Consider the following 19952-nt stretch of genomic DNA (forward strand, 5'->3'; position numbering starts at 1 on the left):
GGATGCCAATTTTAATATTTCATTTATTTTCAATATATTAAAAACAGGCACTCGATTGTGCGTCAAAAACCGGGTCAATTTTGCCTCCCCGACCGTTCTAAAGTTTTGCCGCCGCCTGCCGATCAATAGGATGAATCAGAATATCACGAGGAGGCCACGGCCATGAAAATATCCTCCCTTGCCTTCGAGCCCCAGGAAATGCTCACGGCTGTCGACCACGTCGCCCAGCAGCGAAGCGCGCCGGATAGCAGCGAACGCGATCTGCACGCCCTGCTTCGTGACGGGACGGCGAACGCCCCTCAGGACGAAACGGAAGAAATTTCCCTGCAGAAGCTGCAGCATCTGACAGAGGCAGTCGATTCCTACATGGCCTCCATCGGCGTGAGCCTGAAATTCAACATCGACGAGCGCACGGACATGGTCCAGGTGGAGGTTCGCGATCCGGAAACGGACAAGCTCATCCGCAAGATTCCGGCCGACGAAATGCTCGACCTGGCCGCGTCCATCGAGAACATGGTCGGCCTGTTCCTCGACAAGGCACTCTAACGCCCAGCCAACGAAAACACGGAAGCCCGCGCTGCACACTGGCAGCGCGGGCTTCCGTACTTTGTTCAAAGGCGCTCGTTAACGCTTGAGCTGGATCAGGGTCGTCAGCATGCCGTCGACGGTAGTGATGGTCTTGGAGTTGGCCTGAAAGCCTTTTTCCGTGGTAATCATCTTCACGAACTCCGTGGCCAGGTCCACGTTGGACTGCTCCAGGGAGTTGGAGGCGATGCTGCCCTTGCCGCCGGTGTTGGCCAGACCGGTGATGGGCGGCCCCGAGGAGCGGGTCTCGGAGAAGAGGTTACCGCCCTCGCGGTACAGGGCGTAGTTGTTGTTGAAGGTAGCCAGGGTCACGGCAAAGAGTTCCAGAACCTGGCCGTTGGAATACCTCCCCGTGATGACGCCGTCGCGGTCCACGGAGATGTTCTGCAGGAACCCGGCGGTGTAGCCGTCCTGGGCCTGGAAGATGGTCGTGGAACCCGTGGAGTAGTTCGTGGTCGAAAGAGCGCTGGGCTCCGTCGCATCCATGCCGTTGATGGTCCCAAGTGAGCCGGCGCTCACAAGGCCTCCCGTCGCCGGATCGAGCTGCGGGAGCGCGCCCAGATTCGACTGCCCGTTGGTTTCTGGAGTGAAGAGGGGGGGGCCGGTGGGGTTGTCGGGGTTATCGATGACAAGCCCTGGATCCCAATAGCTCGTCTTGTTCCGTATGCCAAAGTTGATCTCGATGGGCTTGGTGTTCTTTGCTCTGGACTCGGTTATGTCACCGGTAATACTTCCATCGCTTGTACCGAGAAAATTGGCAGTACACATGGGGTAACCGCTCTCCGCAAAATCGGCAGGTACCCAGTTCGCCATATCATCTGGATTCCATGTTGGGTCGGTCAGATCATAGTCTTGAATCGTGAACGCCGACATGTTCTCCAACTCGCCGGCAGCGTTGAACGTCAAGGTACCGGCCATCAGAATGCCACGCGTCTCTCTGGTTTCGTCCATGAAAACCCTGTTGTCGTCATTCGGGGGCACGGCGACAATGTACTCCCAATATTTCTTCCCCCCTGCTGCGTCCTGAACTCCATCGTTTTTAACTGGATCCATGTAGACCGTCAGCGTGTGCGAGGATCCGTTTTCGTCGTAGACCTTTATCGTGCTCTGATACGCGTAGTCCTCTTCGCTCAGTGGAGTCGCCGATGTCGCTTTGTAGCCGTCAAACAATGCTGTGAAGGGGGCGCTATCGCTAACACTTTTATCTTCGGAATTGGAGTCCACGTTGACGATCAGGTCCACGCGACTCGTGGCCTGGGGCGGGGACTGAAAATTCTCCAGCTTAACGTCCTGAGGAACGCCAACAATCTTGATGCCCGTGTTTTCTTCTACCGTCGTCGTGCCGCTTGCCGCGGCGCTCGACGCACCCTGCTGCACTTCCCACCCCTGAAGGCGGTACCCATGCGGGTCGACCAGGTATCCGTCCTCGTCGAAACGGAAATTTCCGGCACGGGTATAGTAGCTGAGCTCCTGTCCGGCGGGCGATACGACGAAAAACCCATTGCCGCCGATGGCCAAGTCCGTAGACTCCGTCGTAGTCTCCAGGGAGCCCTGGGAGAAGTCACCCATGACCGTACCCACGGACACGCCGCGCCCGACCTGCCCCACGCCCGAGGCCGTGGTGACCTGCTGGCTCAGGGCGTCCTCGAAGTACATGCGCGAGGCCTTGTAGCCGATGGTTGAGACGTTGGAGATGTTATTGCCGATGACGGTCATGTCCTCGCCGTGGACCTTGAGGCCGCTGGTCGCGGAATACATCGATGCTGACAAGCCCATATGTTACCCCCTTGTTCCGCCGCTGACGCGGCAAAAATCTATGATTCCGTTGACGTGACCGCCGGTTGCACGACCTTCTTGATGTCGCTGAAACCGATCTTGCGCCCGTCGCTCAGGCGGAAGTAGGTCTGGTCATCGCCCTGCTCCACCGCGGTCACGATCCCGGTGACTTCGGTATCGACGAAGACGGCTTTGCCCGTGGCGCTTTCGGCCGAAAAATACACGTTGTACTGGCCGTTATCGACCGGGGCCCCGTTGTAGTCGGTGCCGTCCCAGCTGAACTCGAACTCTCCGGCCTGCATGGAGGTGAACTTCTCCGTGCGCACGAGGTTATTGTTGGCGTCGTAAATGTTTGCGTGGACCGTGGCCGCTGCGTCCTTCAACGTGAAATAGACCGGCGTGGCATAGTTCTCGACCTTAGTCATGCTGGAACCCGAGGCCGCGATCTGCTTGCCAATGTAGCCGACGGCGCTCATCATGTCCTGCTGGGCGGTCTTGTTCGTCAGGGCGTTGATGCCTTCGGCGACGTTGGACATCTGCTCCAGACTCGAAAACTGCGCCAACTGGGCAATGAATTCCTTGTCGTCGAGTGGGTTCAGGGGATCCTGGTTCTGCAGCTGCGTCACGAGCAGCTTGAGGAACGCGTCCTTGCCCAGCACGTCGTTGGCGCTCTTCGTTTCGGCCCCGTAAAAACCGCCCTGCTGCGACAGAATCTGATCGATCATGACCCACCCCTCTCAGGCAAAGATATCCAGTCCTCTTTGGGAAAGATTTTCCCTCTGGACTCCACTTTGCACTTCCCGGACCAGTCCGGAGTCCACCCGTTCGAGGGTGCGCCAGCGCTGGCCCGAGAGGGCCAGTTCCCGGTTCTCCTGGTAGCGGTTGTGCTGCTCGGCGCCCTGCCATTGGGATTGCCCCTGGGAATCCGCCAGCTGGGTCTGGACCTCGAGCTTGCCGACCTTGAGACCCTGGGACTCCAGCTGGGTCCGCAACTGGGAAAGCTGCTCGCCCAGGGCCTGCGAAGTCTCCTGGCTGCTGGCCCGCAGTACGGCCTGGACCTCCTTGCCCTTGACCTGCAGGATCACGCTGACCTGGCCCAACTCCTCGGGGTCCAGCCGGATGACAAGCTGCTTGACGCCCTGCCCGAGATTGCGGAAGGCGCCGGTCTCTACCTGCCTGTAGACTTCCGCGGAGCGCGAACTGACCGGGGATTCGCCACGCTGCAGGGCGGCTGACTGCGTATTCTGCCCTGTTCCCAGGGCCTGGGCCTCGGCCTCGTGTACGATTTTGCCGGATGCCGAAGCCACGGGCTTGGCCTGCCGGGGCTGCTCCTCACCCCTGGCGCCGAAAAATCCCTGACGTGCGTCCTGACGGGCCTGGTCGCCCTTGGCGCCGTTAGCCTGTGCAGGCGCGACGTTTCGCGCATCCGTCGCATCGGCCCGCGAGGCGTCCGCGGCAACTCCATGGTCCCTGGCTGCTTCGCCACGGCCGACGAGTTCGGCGGCCTGAACGGCGCCATGACTCTTCCCGGCCTCACGTGGCGCGCTGTCGACAGAGGCCTTGAGAGCCGTTTCCTGAGCGGTCGCCGTCGGCTTGTTCCCGGCGGCCCGGTTCTCGTCGACGGCCTCGCTCGGCGTCTGCGCAGCGCCCGTGTCCGCCGCATGGGCCTTGGTCCCGGCGCGTCCGAGCACATCCTCCGCCTGCGCTTTGCCGTCGGCGCGGGCACCGTCCGCGAGACCGGCCGCACCCGCGGACCCCTCAGCCACGGACGCCCCGGCAGCCGCCTTCGGCTCGTTCTGCGCGGACGTCACCTCTTTTGTGGCCTCATGGACGGAGTCCGTCGATGCCTGGACCCGACCCTTGCCGGCCAGCGCCATGTCCGTTCCGGCGTCTGGCGCAACAGACGCGTGCGCGGCCTTCACGGAGCCGCCCGCATTCCGACCGGCCGCAGCAGCATGGACCGACGCTTCCCCGTCCCGCCCCTTGCGAACTGCCCGCGCCTGCGAATGCAAAGCGGATTTTTCCGCCCCTTCGGCCGCAGCGCGGGACAACGCATGGTCCGCCCTTTCGGCCTTGGCGCCCGGCGCGACGAGTTCCTCTCGCAACTCCTTGATCTGCGCCCCAAGGGTCACGGCCAACTCGCTGCGCTCTGCCGGGTCGGCCTGGTGCAAGGTGCCCAGCAGTTCCCGCAGGGCCTTGATCCTGGCGTCCACGTCGGGGTTCACGGCCGCCCGCCCCTTGGCCTCCTGCTCCACAGCGTCCAACTCCTCCTGCAACGCTTCCGTGTCAGGAGACCCGGCGTCTTGCGGCGCAGCACCGTCCGAAACCCCGGACGACGTCGACTCCGAGTCGCCCTCCCCGGTTTTCGCGGCCTTGCCTTCCTCCTTGCGCGGCGCGTCATGGACATTCTCGGCAGCTTTTGCCGGATCGTCGGCCCGACCGGCTTCAGACCGGGCATCGCTTTCCGCATGGCGTTCATGACTCGCGGGCGCCTCTTCCCGCTGCGGAGCGCCCTCGTCCACGACGGCTGCGGCCGGGGCTGCGTCCTGGGTACGGTATTCCGTCGCAGCCGGTTCCGGACCGGAGACGGGCTCGCTTTCGATCGGCCTCGATGTCATGTCCTGCGGGTCGGGCTGCTTCATCTGCTCGGAAAGAAGGCCGGAGAAATCCTGGCCAGCCCGCGCGTCCATGAAATCGAAACGGGAAAAAGCCTGCGACGAAGGTCCAAAACCCGGTGCCATGGCGGGAAAAAACTGCATGATCCACCTCCTGCTGCCGCAAGCAGATCAAAAGACGGGCCAAAGCTCGAAATACGGCCTTGAAACCGTTGCCGGACCCGGACGACTCTGGCTGAAAGGCCTCAGGGGCACGTACTACAAAACACTCTATTTTTGTCATACATACTCTTTTTGATTTACTTTTTTCGCACCGCCATGCTAATCGGAACTCGACTATCGCGTCATGGCAGTGAACGGTTTGGCTGAGCTGGCTTCTCAGCCAAACCTTCCAGCCGCCTCTCCCGCTCCCAACGAAAAACGCCCGGCGAACCCGCCGGGCGTTTTTCGTTCATGCAAGCCGATAATGCACGCAAAGGGAGCGTGCCCGCGCATTCAGAAGAAACGGTACGTCCCGCCCTCCTCCTCCGCCCTTTGGGCAATGATCAGCAGCAGCGGCAAACAAATCCCCCAACTCAGGCCGATGCGCAGAAGGCCGTGCGCCGTGTCCACCCCGAACGTCGCCGCGCCGAGACGCACCCCTGCCCAATACGCGACTGCGCCGGCCACGAATCCGAGAACAGCCCCGAGAACATACCGCCCCAAGAGCCAACTCAGACAATACCGCAGAGTCGAGGCGAACTGCAGCCACAGCAGCAGAAGCCAGGGAGGAGGGAACCCGGACACAAGGAGCCCGCCTTGGAAAGACAGGGTCCCCATTCGCATGTGCAGCGTGTCGACCACGATGCCCAGTGCCAGTGCGCCCAGCATGAGGGAGGCCTCTTCTCCCCGTCTGCGGGCCAGCCCCAGGTGCGCAAGAACCGGCACAAGCCCAAGGCCCGCGCCCAGCCATGGCCGACCGTTGGCTGCGCCGAGAACGCAGCAGAGCCAGCCTGACTGGTAGAGAACGAAATTGAGGACCCTGGTGCGCAGCAGGCCGGACATCAGACGCCTCCACCCGCGTCGGGCTCGCCCATCCTGGATAGCTGCATCTGGTAGTTGCGCACCGTGCGGCACAGAAAACCGGCCTCGCAATAGCTGAAATAATACTCCCACTTGCGCAGGAAGGTCTCGTCAAAGCCCTGGGCGAGGACGTCCGCGCGACGGGCCAGCAGCGCCTCCCGCCAGAGCCGCAGGGTCCGCGCATAGTGGAGCCCGATATCGTCGAGACGAGTGGGACCTAGCCGTGTGCGTGCGCTCATGGCCGCGACCATGGCCCCCAGGGAAGGCAGATGGCCACCGGGGAAAATATGCTTGCGGATCCAGTCGGAACCGCGGCGGTAGGCGTCGTATTTCCGGTCGGGCATGGTGATGACCTGGATCACGGCCCTGCCGCCGGGAGCCAACAGGCGGTCCACGGCCTCGAAGTACTCGGGCAGGTTGCCGTGCCCCACTGCTTCGAGCATCTCAATGGACACGATCCGGCTGAAGACACCCTGCACGTGCCGGTAATCCTCCAGCCGGATGTCGATGCGGTCGTCCAGGCTGGCCTCGCGCACGCGCTGCGTAGCCAACCGGTGCTGTTCCGCGGAGATGGTGATGCCCGTCAGCCGGCAGCCTGTACGCCGCACCGCTTCCAGGGCGAAGCCGCCCCACCCGCAGCCGATCTCCAGGACATGGTCGCCCGGGCCGATGCCGGCCATCTCCAGGACCGCGCCCATCTTGTTCTGCTGAGCCTGCTCCAGGCTGTCCCCGTCACGCTGAAAGATGCCGCTGGAGTAGGACATGGTCCGGTCCAGGAAAAGCCTGTAGAACTCGTTGCCCAGGTCGTAGTGCTCGGTGATGTTGCGCCGGCTTCCGGACACGGTGTTGGGCCGACGCAGATGGGCCAGAAAGTTCAGGGTCCGGCCGGCCAGTGCCGGCAGGAACCGGCGGTCGTTCAATGTTTCCTCGCGCAGGGCCAGCAGGCGCAGCAGGCCCGTCAGGTCCGGCGCGGTCCAGTCGCCGTCGGCATAGGCCTCGCCGAAGCCGATGTCCCCCGAAAAGAGCGTGCGCTGGAAAAAGCGCGGCCTGTGCACGGCCAGCTCGACCCGTGGCCCGCCTTCATCCGGCCCGAAAGTTTCCCGGCCGCCGTCGGGCAGGGTCATGGTCAGGCGCCCATGGTCGAGACGGCGCAGAAAGGCGGTCACCGCCGCCCGGCCCACCCTGTCGGCCACCGTCGGCGGGGCCTGACGGATGGTCATGGCCGAGGCGGGTTCGGGTTTGGGAAAGACGGGACGCTTCTTCCGGAAATAAAGCCGCGCCGCCTGGGCCAGGATGCGCGGGAACGTGGCGGCCGCCCGCAGGGGATGGCGCAGGAGCAGCCGGGCCAGGTTCGCGCACGTGACGGGACGCGAGACGCCGCTGAAGGACGCCGTCAGGGCCGGTCCGTCCCCCAGGACGTAGGTGATGGCTACCCGCATGTCATCGCCCAGGGCGGAAAACTCGAACTCGTAGCGCCCCTCGCGCGGAAAGAACGGGGAAACGTGAAAGGCCTTGGGCGTCCCGAAGCGGCCCGTGTCGGGGTGGGGCGTGAGCACGTAAAGGTGGGTCTCGCCGAAGGTGTTGTTGACCTGCGCCAGAACGCAAAAAAGCCGCTCCGAGGCATCGAAGCAGTAGAAGAAGCTGGCCGGGTTGAAGACGTAATGGAACTGGCGCAGGGCCGTCAGCAGCACGACCCTGGCCGGCTCCTCCCCGATGCCGTTCTCGCGCAGGGCGCGCAGGACCTTCTCCCGCAGAGGGGAGTCCCCGGGGAAAAGATAATCGCGGTCGTGCAGGGCCAGAGGCCGGACGCGGTTGTGGCCGAACAGGCGGCAGGCGCAGTCCAGCTCGTCCAGGTCATCCAGGTCCAGGGCGTACATGTGCAGGCCGTAGTCAAAGCCGTGTTCCACCCCAAGCAGCCGCTTGTGACGCAAGGTTCCGGCATAGATCCTCGAACGCATCAGGTTCTCCTCAGGCTTTCCGCCGCCGCGTGGGCCGAACGCACGGCGTCCTCGTGGAAACCGTACCCGAAATAGCTGCCACAGAACCACGTTCCCCGCCGCCCGTTCAACGAGTCCAGTTCGGCCTGTGTTGCCATGGACTCATCGGTATAGACGGGATGGTGATAGACGAGATCGGCCAGGACCTGCGACGCGTCATGGGGTGTCGGGCGGTTCAGGGTCACGAGAAACTGCCTGTCGCCGGCCAGCCCCTGCAGCAGGTTCATGGCGTAGGTGACGAAGACGTTCCTGTCCTCGCCCGCCACGCGGCGAAAATTCCAGCAGGCCCAGGCCGCGCGCTCCCGCGGCATGACCGAGACGTCGGTGTGCAGAACCGTCCTGTTTTCCTCGTAGCGCCACGCTCCCAGCAGTCGCGCCTCGTCCGCGGACGGGTCCCCCAGCATGCGCAGGGCCTGGTCGGCGTGGGCCGCGATGACGACCTCGTCGAAGACCTGCGGCCCATCCCCTTCCACCTCCACCCGCACGCCCTCGCCCGTGCGCAGAACCTTGGCCACGGGTGCGTTCAGGCGCACGGTGCCGGAAAAGCGGCGCAGGAATGCCCGGACGTAGCTGCAGCTGCCGCCGCTCACGGTCCTCCAGCGAGGCCTGTCCACCAGCGACAACAGGCCATGGTTGCGAAAGAAGCGCAGGAAGGACAGGGCCGGGAACCGCCCCACCCGCCCGGCCGGCGTGGACCAGATGGCCGCGGCCATGGGCAGGAGATAATTTTCGACCATGAACGGCGAATAGCGGCGGCTGCGGACGTACTCGTCCAGGGTGCCCAGATTGCCGCCGGCCTCCAGGTCGGCCTTGGCCTGGCGGCAGAAGCGCGCGATCTCGAACAGGAAGCGCCAGTACTCGGGGGACGCGATATTCCTGCGTTGAACGAAAAGCCCATTCAGGTCCGTGCCGGCATAGGTCAGTCCGGTTCCCTCGCAGTGGAAGCCGAAGGACATCTCCGACGCCCGGGACGGGACGCCCAGCTCGTCGAGGAAACGGATAAAGAACGGGTAGGTGGCCTCGTTGAAGACGATGAATCCCGTGTCCACGGGCGTGCCGCCGTCGGGCCCGTCGGGCACGGAGACGGTGTGGGTGTGGCCGCCTAGGTAGTCCGCCGCCTCGAAAACCGTGACCTCGCGGATGTCCTGCAGCAGGTGGGCGGCCACGATCCCGGCCACGCCGCCGCCGATGACGGCCGTGGTCCTTCTGGTTCCGGAAGGCTTCATGGCGCGCCTCCCGGCTCCGGGGTGACGTCCGAGGAAGACGTGCTCCGCGGAGGCCTCGGAAAAAAGGCGCTCGTCGCCCGTCTGTAGGCCTCGAACTCGGGATTGCCCTCGTACCTGGCTTCAAGCATGGGGATGCCCGAGACCTTGAGCAGCAGAAAACTGATCAACAGCGGGCTGACCACTCCCCAAAGACCCAGCGGCGACGCCAGCCCCAGGAAGAAGAAGCCCCACCACACCGTCGCCTCCCCGAAGTAGTTGGGGTGCCGGGTGTAGCGCCACAGACCCCTGGTCATGACGCGGCCCCTGTTGTCCGGGTTCTTCTTGAAGCGCGCGAGCTGCCAGTCGCCCACGGCCTCGAAGAAGAAGCCCAGGGCGAAGAGGGAAAGCCCCAGGGCGTCGGACCAGGCTGGACCACCACCCGGCTGATCCACCGCAAACAGGATGGGCGCGGCCACGACGAGAATGACCGCGCCCTGCAGCATGTAGATCTGCAGGAAGCTGCGCCAGACGAAGGTCTCCCCCCAGGATTCGCGGAAATTCCGGTAGCGGAAGTCCTCGCCCCGGCCACGGTGGCGCAAGCCGATGTGCAGCCCCAGCCGCCCACCCCACAGGCAGGCCAGCCCCAGCATGACCAGGGGCCGGAAATGGTCCGGCATCCCGCCAGCCAGCCAGGCGGCAAACCCGACCCAGGCCAGGACCGGACCGTAGGCGATGTCCATGCGGCTGTTGTCGCGTGTGTACATGCCCACGACGAACATGGCGTTCATGGCCAGGAGCACGGCCACGGCCGCGCCGAGCAACACTGTCGTCATCGCGTCCCCCTTTCAGGCCAGCTTGAGTGCAAGAAGGTAGCTTCCGCCGGCGACCAGGGTGCACAGGACCGTGCCCCAGGCGATATCAACCAGCACGACTTTGAGGGGCCAGTCCCGCAGGGTGGCCAGGTTGGTCAGGTCGTAGGTGGCGTAGGTGAAAAAGCCGAAGAGCGCCCCCCACAGGCAGGCCCTGCCTAGGGACTGGGCCTCCAGGCCGGGCCGCACGGCAAAGAGCAGGATGCCGGCGATATAGATGAAATAGAAGACGAACGCCGCCGGCCAGTTGACTTCCGGACTCAGGAGATGGCGCAGGCTGGTTTGATAGAAACTTCTGGCCAGCACGCCCAGCCAGAGCATGTCGATGGCGAAAAAAACGGGAATTGTGGCCAGATACAGCTTTATCCAGAACATGACGCCCATGAAGACCCCTCCGCATCTTGGGATTGCAGAAGAAAAAACGCGCCCGGCGGCATTCGCCGGACGCGTTTCGTCAGTCCGAGTCGCAAGGCACCGGATCAGCCGCCAAAGGAACCGGCTCCGATCACTTCCATGGCCTTGGTGTAGTGCACCCTGAGCGAATTCATCTTGTCTCCGAGGGCCTTTTCGACCGGGGCCATCTCCAGGGGGCATTCGGCCTCGAGTTGGGCGGTCTTGGCCTCGATCTCGCGGACCAGGGCCTTGATTTCGGCCACGGCGTCGACGAGCTTGCCACGGTCCTTGTCGCCAAGGTCAAGGAACCCGACCATCACGTCGTACAGGGTGGCCTTCCAGGCATTGAGCTCGCGTTCGACGCCCTTGCAGTAGCCTTTCACGGCCAGCTTCTTTGCTTCTTCGGAAGCGCAGCCATCAATCGCGGAACAGGAAAAGCACGGTCCGGGGTAGTCCATGTTAACCATAACTGCCTCCACTAATATGTTACGAGTTTGATATCGTGATACTCGAATACAGTTCTTCGTCAACAGAAAGCTTGAGTGTTTAACTAATGTCACGGGTAAAACTGGCAAGGGGCGTCACAAAGATTTTCCGCATCCTCGGCCGGAAATGCCGAGGCTTGCGGACGGCGCCCCGTAGCGGTTTGCGGGCTCCGGACTTGCCAGGAAACCTGCAATCCGCGAAGACTCGCCAGACAACGCGGAGGAATTCTCATGAAGCCATGGATGCGGAGTTTCGACTGGCTGCGCCCGACAACGATCCAGGGGCACCTCATCCTGATGGTGCTGGCCCTGGTCGTGGTCCAGATCGCCGTCAGCTGGCATGTCATCTCGGGGTTGACCGAGGAGATGCTGCACGAACAGGTCGGCCAGACAGCCCTGCAGACGGCCAAAACCATCGCCCAGATCCCGCGCATCCGCCAGGCTCTCGGAAACGGAGACCCGGAAGGAGAGATCCAGGCCATCGCCGAATCCATCCGCACCCAGACCGGAGCGTCCTTCGTGGTCATCGGCGACACGCAGGAGCGCCGCTACTCCCATCCCGTGCCCGAACGCATCGGTCAGACCTTCGTCGGCGGGGACACCGGGCCGGCGCTGAAGGAGGGCAAATCCTACGTGTCCGAGGCCGTGGGCACCCTGGGGCGCTCCCTGCGCGGCATGACGCCCATCCGGGGCGATGACGGGTCCATCATCGGCTTCGTGTCCGTGGGCTACCTGTCCGAGGGCGTGCACGAGTCCATCTCGGCCCACCTGGACAAGCCCCTCATGTACATCATCGGCATGAGCGTGGTCGGCATCCTGAGCGCCGTGGTCATCGCCGGGCGACTCAAAAGGCTGACCCTGGGGCTCGAACCCTCCGAGATCACCAACCTCTACCTGGAGCGAGTAGCCGTGCTGCAGACCATCCGCGAGGGGGTCATCGCCATCGACCACCAAGGGGACATCCGCGTCTGCAACCAGGCCGCCAGGCGCTACGCCGGTCTGGCCCAGGACGAACGATTCTCCGGCAAACCGGTGGACATGGTCATCCCCGAAGCGGGGCTCCTGCACACGCTGCACACGGGCCAGGCGGAGTTCGACCAGGAACGCACCGTGGACGGCCGCGAACTCGTTTTCAACATCGTGCCTGTCTTCCAGGACCAGAAGGTGCGCGGCGTGGTGGCCAGCTTCCGCCGCAAGGACGAACTGGACCGCCTGGCGGCCGAACTCTCGCGGGTGCAGGAATACTCCGAACTGCTGCGGGCCCAGACCCACGAGTATTCCAACAAGCTCCACACCATCGCCGGCCTGATCCAGATCGAGGCCTATCGCGAGGCCCTGGACCTTGTGGTCACGGAATCCTCGGGGTACGAGGAGTTCATCCGCTTTCTGGGCGAGGCGGTGCCGCACCCGGTCATCGCCGCCATCATCCTGGGCAAGTACAACCGGGCCAAGGAATTGCGGGTCAACTTCAGCATCGACCGCGACAGCACCCTGGCCGACCTGCCGGCCCGGATCAGCCAGGAGAAGATCGTGACCATCCTCGGCAACATCCTGGACAACGCCTTCGACGCCGCCCTGCAGCGCCCGGCCGGACTGAGGTCCGTGGAGATGTCCTTCACGGACCTGGGCAACGACATCGTCTTCGAGATCGAGGATTCCGGGCACGGCGTGGCCGTGGACGAGCAGGCCCACATCTTCGAGCGCGGCGTGACCACCAAGGGCCAGGGCCGCCGGGGCGTGGGCCTGTCCCTGGTGCGCCAGCGCCTGGAGGAACTCGGCGGGCAGGTCATGGTCAGCCGCGGACACCTGGGCGGGGCCCTGTTCACCGTAGTCATCCCCAAGGAGGCCTGATGGTCACCAGAGTACTCATCGTCGAGGACGACGTGCGCATCGCCGACCTGCACCGCCGCTTCACGGAACGTGTGCCGGGCTGCGAAGTGGTAGGTGTCGCCCACCGCCTGGACGACGCGCGCGACATGGCCCTGGCCCTGGAGCCCCACCTCATCCTGCTGGACCTCTATTTCCCCGAAGGGCCGGGCACGGACCTGCTGCGCGAAATCCGGTCCAGGGACCTGGAGATCGACGTCATCCTCATCACCGCGGCCAGGGAAATGGGCCCGCTGAAGGAGGCCCTGCGCGGCGGGGTCTTCGACTACCTCATCAAGCCCGTCACGGCCGAGCGCTTCCACGACTGCCTGACCAAGTTCTGCGCCTACCGCGACCGCCTGCGCCAGGGCTGCGCCATCGAACAGCATGACGTCGACAGCCTGCTCCACCCCGCCGCGTCGCGCGCCCAGCGAACCGGGACCAGCCTGCCCAAGGGCATCGACGCCCTGACCCTGGGCAAGGTGCGCGGCGTGTTCGACCAGCCCCAGAAAGAGGGGCTGAGCGCCGAAGACGTGGCGGATCTCATCGGCATCAGCCGCTCGACCTCCCGCCGCTACCTGGAATACCTCATCTCCGAAGGCACGCTCTACGCCGACGCGGTTTACGGCAGCGTTGGCCGTCCGGAGCGCCGGTATTTCCGCTGCTGAACGCACCCGGCTCTTTTTACGCTCCAGCGTGAGCACAATGAGCAAAATCCCCAAAATGGGGATTTTTCTTTTTTCGCTCCAAACGACATTTTCGTCTCCGACCGGCGTATCCGTGGCTTCAGAAACTTGAGGTCCCTTTCACGGCGCATCCGCGCCCCCAACACGACTTTGTTGTAGGAGGAGTCATGAAACGTTTCTTCATGTGCGCAGTCGCCATCGTCGCCATTGCGCTGACCGTGCCCGCGTTTGCCAAGACCGTGCTGAAGCTCGGACACATCGCCGAGGTCAGCCATCCCTACGCCCAGGGCGCCGATTATTTCGCCAAACTGGTCGCCGAGAAGTCCGGCGGCGACATGGAAGTCCAGGTCTTCCCGTCCTCCCAGCTCGGTAGCCAGAAGGACATGACCGAAGGCCTCATCTACGGCACCATCGACATGGTCCTGACCGGCACCGCCGACCTCGGCCAGTTTCAGCCCAAGATGTCCCTCTTCGATCTGCCCTTCCTCTTCAAGGACCGCGCCCACGCCTACAAGGCCCTGGACACCGTCGGCATGGAACTGGGCAAGGAGCTTGAACCCCGCGGCCTGAAGCTTCTGGGCTACATGGAGAACGGCATCCGCCACCTGACCAACAACGTCCGCCCGGTCAAGGCTCCGGCCGACATGGCCGGCCTCAAGATCCGCGTCATGTCCAACAAGATCTACATCGAGACCATAAAGGCCCTCGGCGCCTCCCCGACCCCCATGGCCTTCGGCGAGCTGTACTCGGCCATGCAGCAGGGCACGGTCGACGGCCAGGAGAACCCCAGCGCCCACATCTACACCAAGCGCTTCTTCGAAGTGCAGAAGTACGCCTCCCTGACGGCCCACGCCTACGCCCCGGAACCGGTGCTCATCTCCATGATCACTTGGGGCAAGCTTTCCGACGCCCAGAAAGCCATCATCCAGGAAGCGGCCAACGAGGCCGTCGCCTGGCAGCGCGAACTGTCCACCAAGGAGGACAACGAGTACTGGGACAAGATCAAGGCCACCGGCAAGATCGAAGTCATTGACGTAGACCGCAAGCCGTTCATGGAAGCGACCCAGCCCGTATGGAAGGAATTCGCCCCGACCGTCGGGCAGGACAACATCGACAAGGTCCTGGCCCTGAGCAACTAGAAGCCATGGAACCAGCCCGTCCCGGGATGCCGGGACGGGCTTTAAGGCGGCCATACCTCGGACATTTCATATTTCAGGAGATTATATGGACAAGCTTCTCAAGGGCGTGCGCTCGGTGCTGTACGGGTTTTCCGTCGTCGCCATGTCGGTCATGCTCGTGATCATCTTTGCCCAGGTCGTGACGCGCTACCTGTTCAACTATACCCCTGAATGGTCCGAAGAGCTGGCCCGATTCCTGTTCGTCTGGGTGGTCTTCCTGGGGTCGGCCCTGATCATGGGCGAGAGCGGCCACCTGGCCGTGCAGTTCCTGCCGGACAAGTTCAAGGGCACGGCCTTCGGCACGGTCCTGGACATCGTCATCAACGTCTGCGGCTACGTCTTCATCGGGCTGCTGCTGACCCAGGGCTGGAAGATGACCTCCATCATGACCTTCCAGCGCGCGCCGGGCCTGGATATCCCCATGAGCTGGGTCTACGTCATCATCCCGGTCAGCTGCGTATTGATGCTCCTCTACCTCTTCCGGGAAACCCTGCGCATCTTCAGAAATATTTCCGGGCGCGGCACCGGACAGGAGGGATAGCCATGGAATTCGTCCTTCTCTTCGTCTTCCTGGGCCTGACCGCCCTGGGCGTGCCCGTGGCCTTCGCCCTGTGCCTGGCCGCTGCCACCATCCTGCACTTCTTCATGAACATGCCCCTCGTCATGGTTTCGCAGATGATGTATGCGGGCATCGACTCCTTCTCCTTCATGGCCGTACCCTTCTTCATGCTCGCCGGCTCCTTCATGTCCGCCGGCGGCGTGACCGGGCGTCTGGTGAACTTCTCCCAGGCCCTGGTGGGCTCCTTCACCGGCGGCCTGGCCCAGGCCGTGGCCGTGTCGGGCATGTTCTTCGCCGCCATCTCGGGCTCCTCCGCGGCCACCACGGCCGCCCTGGGATCGACCATGGTCAATGAAATGGAGAAAAAGGGCTACTCCCGCGAGTGGGCCACGGGCATCGTGGCCGCCGGCGGAACCGTGGGCATCGTCATCCCGCCGTCCATCACCCTGGTCGTGTACGGCGTCATCGCCGACACCTCCATCGGCGATCTCTTCGTCGGCGGCTTCCTGCCGGGGCTGCTCATGGGCGTGTCCATGATGCTGGTCAGCTGGTGGCTGGCCAAGAAAAGCGGCCTCAAGGCCGAAGGCACGTTCTCGGTTTCCGCCCTGTGGAAATCCTTCAAGGACTCCTTCTTCGCCCTCATGACCCCGGTCATCATCATCGGCGGCATCTATGGCGGCATCTTCACCCCGACGGAGGCCGCGGCCGTGGCCGCCGTGTACGGCATCTTCGTGGGCATGTTCATCTACAAGGAACTGAAACTCAGGGACTTCCCCAAGATCATCTTCCAAGCCGTCATCGGCACGACCATCATCATGTTCCTGGTCGGCGCGGCCAACGTCTTCGGGTGGCTCCTGACCAACCTGCAGATCCCCCACCACGTCGGCGCCTTCGTGGCCAGCCTGACCAACTCGCCCATCCTCTTCCTGCTGGCCATGAACGTGCTGCTGCTGATCATCGGCACCATGGTCAACGCCTCGGCGGCCGTGGTCATCCTGACGCCCATCTTCCTGCCCGTGGCCAAGAGCCTGGGCATCGACCCGCTCTTCTTCGGCGTGCTCATGGTCTGCAACCTGGCCATCGGCTGCATCACGCCGCCAGTGGGACTGGACCTCTTCGTGGCCAGCGCCATCACCAAGGTCCCCCTGGAGAAGGTCATGAAGGCGTCGCTGCCGTACCTGTACGCGCTGCTGGCCAGCCTTCTGGCGCTGACCCTCTTCCCGGACATCATCACCATCCTGCCCAAGCTGCTCGCCTCGTAGGGCTCCGCGACAGACCAATGAAAAAGGGCGATCCTTTGCGGGACCGCCCTTTCTTGTTGCAAACGCGATGCAGTCTACTGCAGCACTTCGGCCTTTTCGATGACCACCGGTTCCACCGGCACGTCGCCGTGCATCCCCTTGGAACCGGTCTTGACCGCGTCGATGGCGTCGACCACCTGCTGACCCTCGACGACCTTGCCGAATACCGCGTAGCCGAAGTCGCGCACACCGTGGTTCAGGAAGTCGTTGTCAGCCGTGTTGATGAAGAACTGGGACGTGGCCGAGTCGACCTCGCCGGTGCGGGCCATGGCGATGGTGTACTTGTCGTTCTTCAGGCCGTTGGCCGCCTCGTTCTTGATGGGGGCGCGGCCCTTTTTCTGAGACATGGACGTGTCCATGCCGCCGCCCTGGATCATGAAGCCCTCGATGACGCGGTGGAAGACCGTGCCCGAATAGAACCCTTCCTTCACGTACGTCAGGAAGTTCTCAACCGTGACCGGTGCATGGGCCGCGTCGAGTTCGAGGACGATGACGCCCTTGTTCGTGGTCAGGGCGACCTTGGGGTTTCCGGCCTGGGCCGCGGTGACGGTCAGGCAGAACAGGGCGAAAGCGAAGAGAAATACGCGCATGATGTACCTTCCTTTAAAAGATGACGGCTTCGAACCACCAGATCTCGACCTTGGGCTTGCGCCAGGTCCCCTTGGGCAGACCGGCCTTGACGCAGGTCTGGTCGAGGAACGTCTCCCGGTCCCAGCCCCACTCCGTGGCCACCTGCGGCAGGAGCAGGCCCGAATGCATGGATTTGCGGATATACAGGCCGTGCCGACCGATCTCAATCAGCTCCGGGTCCGGACATGGCGTGATGGGGCCCAGGACCGAGACTTCGATCTCCAGGTCGGGCACCTCGTCGGCCGTAACCGGCGGGAAGCGGGGATCCTCGAAGGCCGCGGCCCCGGCCATGCGCTCGATGGTCGCAACCAGGGGGCCGTTACCGACGATGTTGCCGATGCAGCCGCGCAGGCGGCCGTGCTTCTTCAACGTCACGAAGGCCCCGAGCTCCATGCCCAGGGTCTCCGAGGCCAGGGCCGGTTTCGACCCGGTGGCCAGGTCCAGGTGATGGGCGATGACGTAGCGGATGAGATCCTTGCAGAAGCGCTTTTCCTCATCGGTCAGAACCAGCTGAAATGCGTTCATGCCTGCCTCCTTAGCGGTCGAAAGGTGGTTCCAGCGGAGGGTTGGTCCAGTGCGGGCCCGTAAACGTCCGGGCGACGCCGTTGACGACGACCTGACGCCCGTTCACCCTGACGCGCCCCTCGGCGATCCACTGCAGGGCCTGAGGATAGATGCGGTGCTCCATGTCCAGGATGCGCGCGCCCAGGGACGCCTCGTCGTCGTCCGCGAAGGCGGGCACCGCAGCCTGGATGACGATGGGGCCGTGGTCCATCTGCTCGTCCACGAAGTGCACCGTGCACCCGGCCAGACGCACCCCGTGCTCGGCCTGCTGGCGCTGGGCGTGCAGCCCCGCGCAGGCCGGCAGCAAGGCCGGGTGGATGTTGACCACGCGGCCGGCAAACGGCGTCAGGAACTCGGGCGTGAGGATGCGCATGAACCCGGCCAGGGCCACCCACTCCACGCCCGCCTGCCGCAGCAGGCGCACGAGTTCGCGGTCGAAATCCTCGCGACGCGGAAAGTCCGCGTGCAGGACGCAGGCCGTGGGGATGCCTGCCTCGCGGGCGCGTTCCAGCCCCAGGGCGTCCGCCCTGTTGGCGATGACGACGCGGATGTCCGCGTCGAGGCTCCCCTCCCGCACCCGGTCCAGGATGGCCTGCAGGTTGGAGCCCGAGCCGGAGACGAGAACGCCCAGGGCCAGACTCATATCACCCCTTGACCAGCGCGTCGACCAGGGCCGGGATGGTGTAGTCCTCGGGCATGATGTCCGGGGTGAAACCGTATTCCTTCAGGGTCTTGGCCGTCACGGGTCCGATGCAGCAGATCTTGAGCCCCTTGCCCACGTAGGGGCGCAGAGTGTCGGCCGGGACCAGGGCGAAGAAGTTCTCCACCGTGGAAGAGCTGGAGAAGGTCAGGTAGTGGAGCCTGCCCTTTTCCAGCAGGTCGACGATCTCGGCCCCGTCCTCCTGGGTCAGTTTCGTCTCGTAGACCGGCAGCACGTCGACCTGCGCGGCCACCTTGGCCAGCTCCTCGGGCAGCACCTCGCGGGCGATCTTGGCCCGGGGGATGAGGACTTTCTTGCCGGCCACGCCGCGCTCGAGCAAGCCTTCGACCACGGATTCGGCCACGTACTTGGGCGGGATGAAGTCGGGGCGGATGCCGCGCTCAAGCAGGGCCTCGGCCGTGGCCGGGCCGATGGCCGCCACCTGCGCGGCCCCCAGGGCGCGGGCGTCCTTGCCGACCAGTTCGAGCTGGTTCCAGAAATGCCGCACGCCGTTGACCGAGGTGAAGATGACCCAGTCGTAGCCGGCGAGCCCGTCGATGGCCTCGCGCACCGGGGCGTAGTCCTCCAGGGGCACGATGGTGATGGTCGGGAATTCGTAGCAGGCCGCACCCAGGCGTTCCAGGGTGTCTTTCAGGCCGCTGGCCTGCTCGCGGGCGCGGGTCACGACCACGCCTTTGCCGTGCAGGGGCAGCTTCTCGAACCAGTTCAGCGTGTCGTGGAGCTGCACCACCTCGCCGACCACGAGCATGGACGGGGCCTTGACGCCCTCGCGCTCGGCCAGGGCCGAAATCTCGCTCACGGTGGAGACCCAGGACTGGTGCTCGCTCGTCGTGCCCCAGCGCACCAGGGCGGCGGGCATGTCGGGGCGCATGCCGTTCTCCATGAGCTTGCCCGTGATGTAGGGCAGGTTCTTGACGCCCATGTAGAAGCACAGGGTGCTGGCCGCCGTGGCCAGGGCCGGCCAGTTGTGGGCCGAATCGGGCTTGGTCGGGTCCTCGTGGCCGGTGATCAGCGACACGGAGGAGGCGTACTTGCGGTGCGTCAGCGGGATGCCCGCGTAGGCCGCGCCGGCCACGGCCGAGGTCACGCCGGGCACGACCTCGAACTCCAGACCCGCTTCGAGCAGCTCCTCGGCCTCCTCGGCGCCGCGGCCGAAGATGTACGGGTCGCCGCCCTTAAGGCGCGCCACGTCCTTGCCTTCCTTGACCTTGGCCACGATGAGCTCGTTGATCTGATCCTGGGGCAGGGTGTGGTCCCCGCCCTTCTTGCCCACGTAGATGATCTCGGCGTCGGGGCGGCACAGGGACAGAAAGCTCTTGTTGGCGAGGTAGTCGTAGATGACGACCTCGCACTCCTGCAGGAGGCGCTGCCCCTTGACCGTGATGAGGCCCGGGTCGCCCGGGCCCGCGCCGATGAGATACGCTTTGGCCATGATGTTTCCTTTCTCTGCCAGGCCGTTT

Annotated in this window: 19 protein-coding genes; 6 read left to right on the plus strand and 13 right to left on the minus strand. The window is 64.2% G+C overall.

Annotated features, from left to right (window positions below):
• Positions 1-162 precede the first annotated feature (162 nt).
• Positions 163-546 (plus strand): flagellar protein FlaG, encoded by a 384-nt coding sequence (locus tag G394_RS0107025; RefSeq protein WP_028577054.1) that lies wholly within the window; start codon positions 163-165, stop codon positions 544-546.
• Positions 547-624: 78 nt separating this feature from the next.
• On the opposite strand, the gene G394_RS0107030 is transcribed toward G394_RS0107025, so the two are convergent.
• The 9 genes from G394_RS0107030 to G394_RS0107070 all read right to left on the minus strand — a co-directional run bounded on the left by G394_RS0107030 (position 625) and on the right by G394_RS0107070 (position 10969).
• Positions 625-2361: a flagellar hook protein FlgE gene (locus G394_RS0107030; protein ID WP_028577055.1), complete on the minus strand. Its 1737-nt coding sequence runs from the start codon at positions 2359-2361 to the stop codon at positions 625-627.
• Positions 2362-2399: 38 nt separating this feature from the next.
• Positions 2400-3086 carry a flagellar hook assembly protein FlgD gene (locus G394_RS0107035; RefSeq protein WP_043774999.1) on the minus strand — a complete coding sequence of 229 codons (687 nt, stop codon included), beginning with the start codon at positions 3084-3086 and terminating at the stop codon, positions 2400-2402.
• A 12-nt stretch (positions 3087-3098) separates the two neighbouring features.
• Entirely contained in the window at positions 3099-5120 is a 2022-nt protein-coding gene (locus tag G394_RS0107040) for a flagellar hook-length control protein FliK (RefSeq protein WP_028577057.1), read from the minus strand.
• Positions 5121-5471: 351 nt separating this feature from the next.
• On the minus strand, positions 5472-6020 hold the full coding sequence (locus G394_RS18325) for a DUF2878 domain-containing protein (RefSeq protein ID WP_051307018.1): 549 nt from the start codon (positions 6018-6020) through the stop codon (positions 5472-5474).
• Positions 6020-7996 carry a DUF1365 family protein gene (locus G394_RS0107050; protein ID WP_028577058.1) on the minus strand — a complete coding sequence of 659 codons (1977 nt, stop codon included), beginning with the start codon at positions 7994-7996 and terminating at the stop codon, positions 6020-6022. Before G394_RS0107050 ends, G394_RS18325 begins: the two co-directional genes overlap by 1 nt.
• On the minus strand, positions 7996-9261 hold the full coding sequence (locus tag G394_RS0107055) for an NAD(P)/FAD-dependent oxidoreductase (RefSeq protein ID WP_028577059.1): 1266 nt from the start codon (positions 9259-9261) through the stop codon (positions 7996-7998). The genes G394_RS0107050 and G394_RS0107055 overlap by 1 nt, the downstream gene beginning before the upstream one ends.
• Positions 9258-10073 carry a DUF1295 domain-containing protein gene (locus tag G394_RS0107060; protein ID WP_028577060.1) on the minus strand — a complete coding sequence of 272 codons (816 nt, stop codon included), beginning with the start codon at positions 10071-10073 and terminating at the stop codon, positions 9258-9260. Before G394_RS0107060 ends, G394_RS0107055 begins: the two co-directional genes overlap by 4 nt.
• Positions 10074-10085: 12 nt before the next feature.
• A complete protein-coding gene (locus G394_RS0107065) occupies positions 10086-10493 on the minus strand; it encodes a DUF2177 family protein (protein WP_028577061.1) in 408 nt (135 codons plus the stop codon).
• A gap of 95 nt (positions 10494-10588) precedes the next feature.
• Positions 10589-10969, minus strand: a complete 381-nt coding sequence (locus G394_RS0107070) for a hypothetical protein (RefSeq protein WP_028577062.1) — start codon at positions 10967-10969, stop codon at positions 10589-10591.
• A 249-nt stretch (positions 10970-11218) separates the two neighbouring features.
• Between G394_RS0107070 and G394_RS0107075 the strand changes: the two genes are divergently transcribed.
• From G394_RS0107075 to G394_RS0107095, 5 genes are all read left to right on the plus strand, one after another.
• Positions 11219-12838: an ATP-binding protein gene (locus tag G394_RS0107075; RefSeq protein ID WP_051307019.1), complete on the plus strand. Its 1620-nt coding sequence runs from the start codon at positions 11219-11221 to the stop codon at positions 12836-12838.
• Complete coding sequence (locus tag G394_RS0107080; RefSeq protein WP_043775004.1) at positions 12838-13521, plus strand: response regulator; 684 nt, start codon at positions 12838-12840, stop codon at positions 13519-13521. Before G394_RS0107075 ends, G394_RS0107080 begins: the two co-directional genes overlap by 1 nt.
• 185 nt (positions 13522-13706) lie before the next feature.
• Positions 13707-14678, plus strand: a complete 972-nt coding sequence (locus G394_RS0107085; RefSeq protein ID WP_028577065.1) for a TRAP transporter substrate-binding protein — start codon at positions 13707-13709, stop codon at positions 14676-14678.
• Between the two features lie 85 nt (positions 14679-14763).
• Entirely contained in the window at positions 14764-15258 is a 495-nt protein-coding gene (locus G394_RS0107090) for a TRAP transporter small permease (RefSeq protein ID WP_028577066.1), read from the plus strand.
• A 2-nt stretch (positions 15259-15260) separates the two neighbouring features.
• Complete coding sequence (locus tag G394_RS0107095; protein ID WP_028577067.1) at positions 15261-16538, plus strand: TRAP transporter large permease; 1278 nt, start codon at positions 15261-15263, stop codon at positions 16536-16538.
• 74 nt (positions 16539-16612) lie between these two features.
• On the opposite strand, the gene G394_RS0107100 is transcribed toward G394_RS0107095, so the two are convergent.
• From G394_RS0107100 to cobA, 4 genes are read right to left on the minus strand one after another with little or no spacing between them, the layout of a single operon-like run.
• Positions 16613-17167 carry a peptidylprolyl isomerase gene (locus G394_RS0107100; RefSeq protein ID WP_051307020.1) on the minus strand — a complete coding sequence of 185 codons (555 nt, stop codon included), beginning with the start codon at positions 17165-17167 and terminating at the stop codon, positions 16613-16615.
• Positions 17168-17180: 13 nt separating this feature from the next.
• Positions 17181-17732 carry an AmmeMemoRadiSam system protein A gene (gene amrA / locus G394_RS0107105; protein ID WP_028577069.1) on the minus strand — a complete coding sequence of 184 codons (552 nt, stop codon included), beginning with the start codon at positions 17730-17732 and terminating at the stop codon, positions 17181-17183.
• A 10-nt stretch (positions 17733-17742) separates the two neighbouring features.
• Positions 17743-18414, minus strand: coding sequence for a phosphoribosylglycinamide formyltransferase (gene purN / locus G394_RS0107110; protein WP_028577070.1), 672 nt, complete (start codon positions 18412-18414; stop codon positions 17743-17745).
• A 1-nt stretch (position 18415) separates the two neighbouring features.
• Entirely contained in the window at positions 18416-19924 is a 1509-nt protein-coding gene (gene cobA, locus G394_RS0107115; RefSeq protein WP_028577071.1) for a uroporphyrinogen-III C-methyltransferase, read from the minus strand.
• Positions 19925-19952: the final 28 nt, after the last annotated feature.

This window comes from Desulfomicrobium escambiense DSM 10707 (assembly GCF_000428825.1).
In the GTDB taxonomy this organism is placed as follows: domain Bacteria; phylum Desulfobacterota; class Desulfovibrionia; order Desulfovibrionales; family Desulfomicrobiaceae; genus Desulfomicrobium; species Desulfomicrobium escambiense.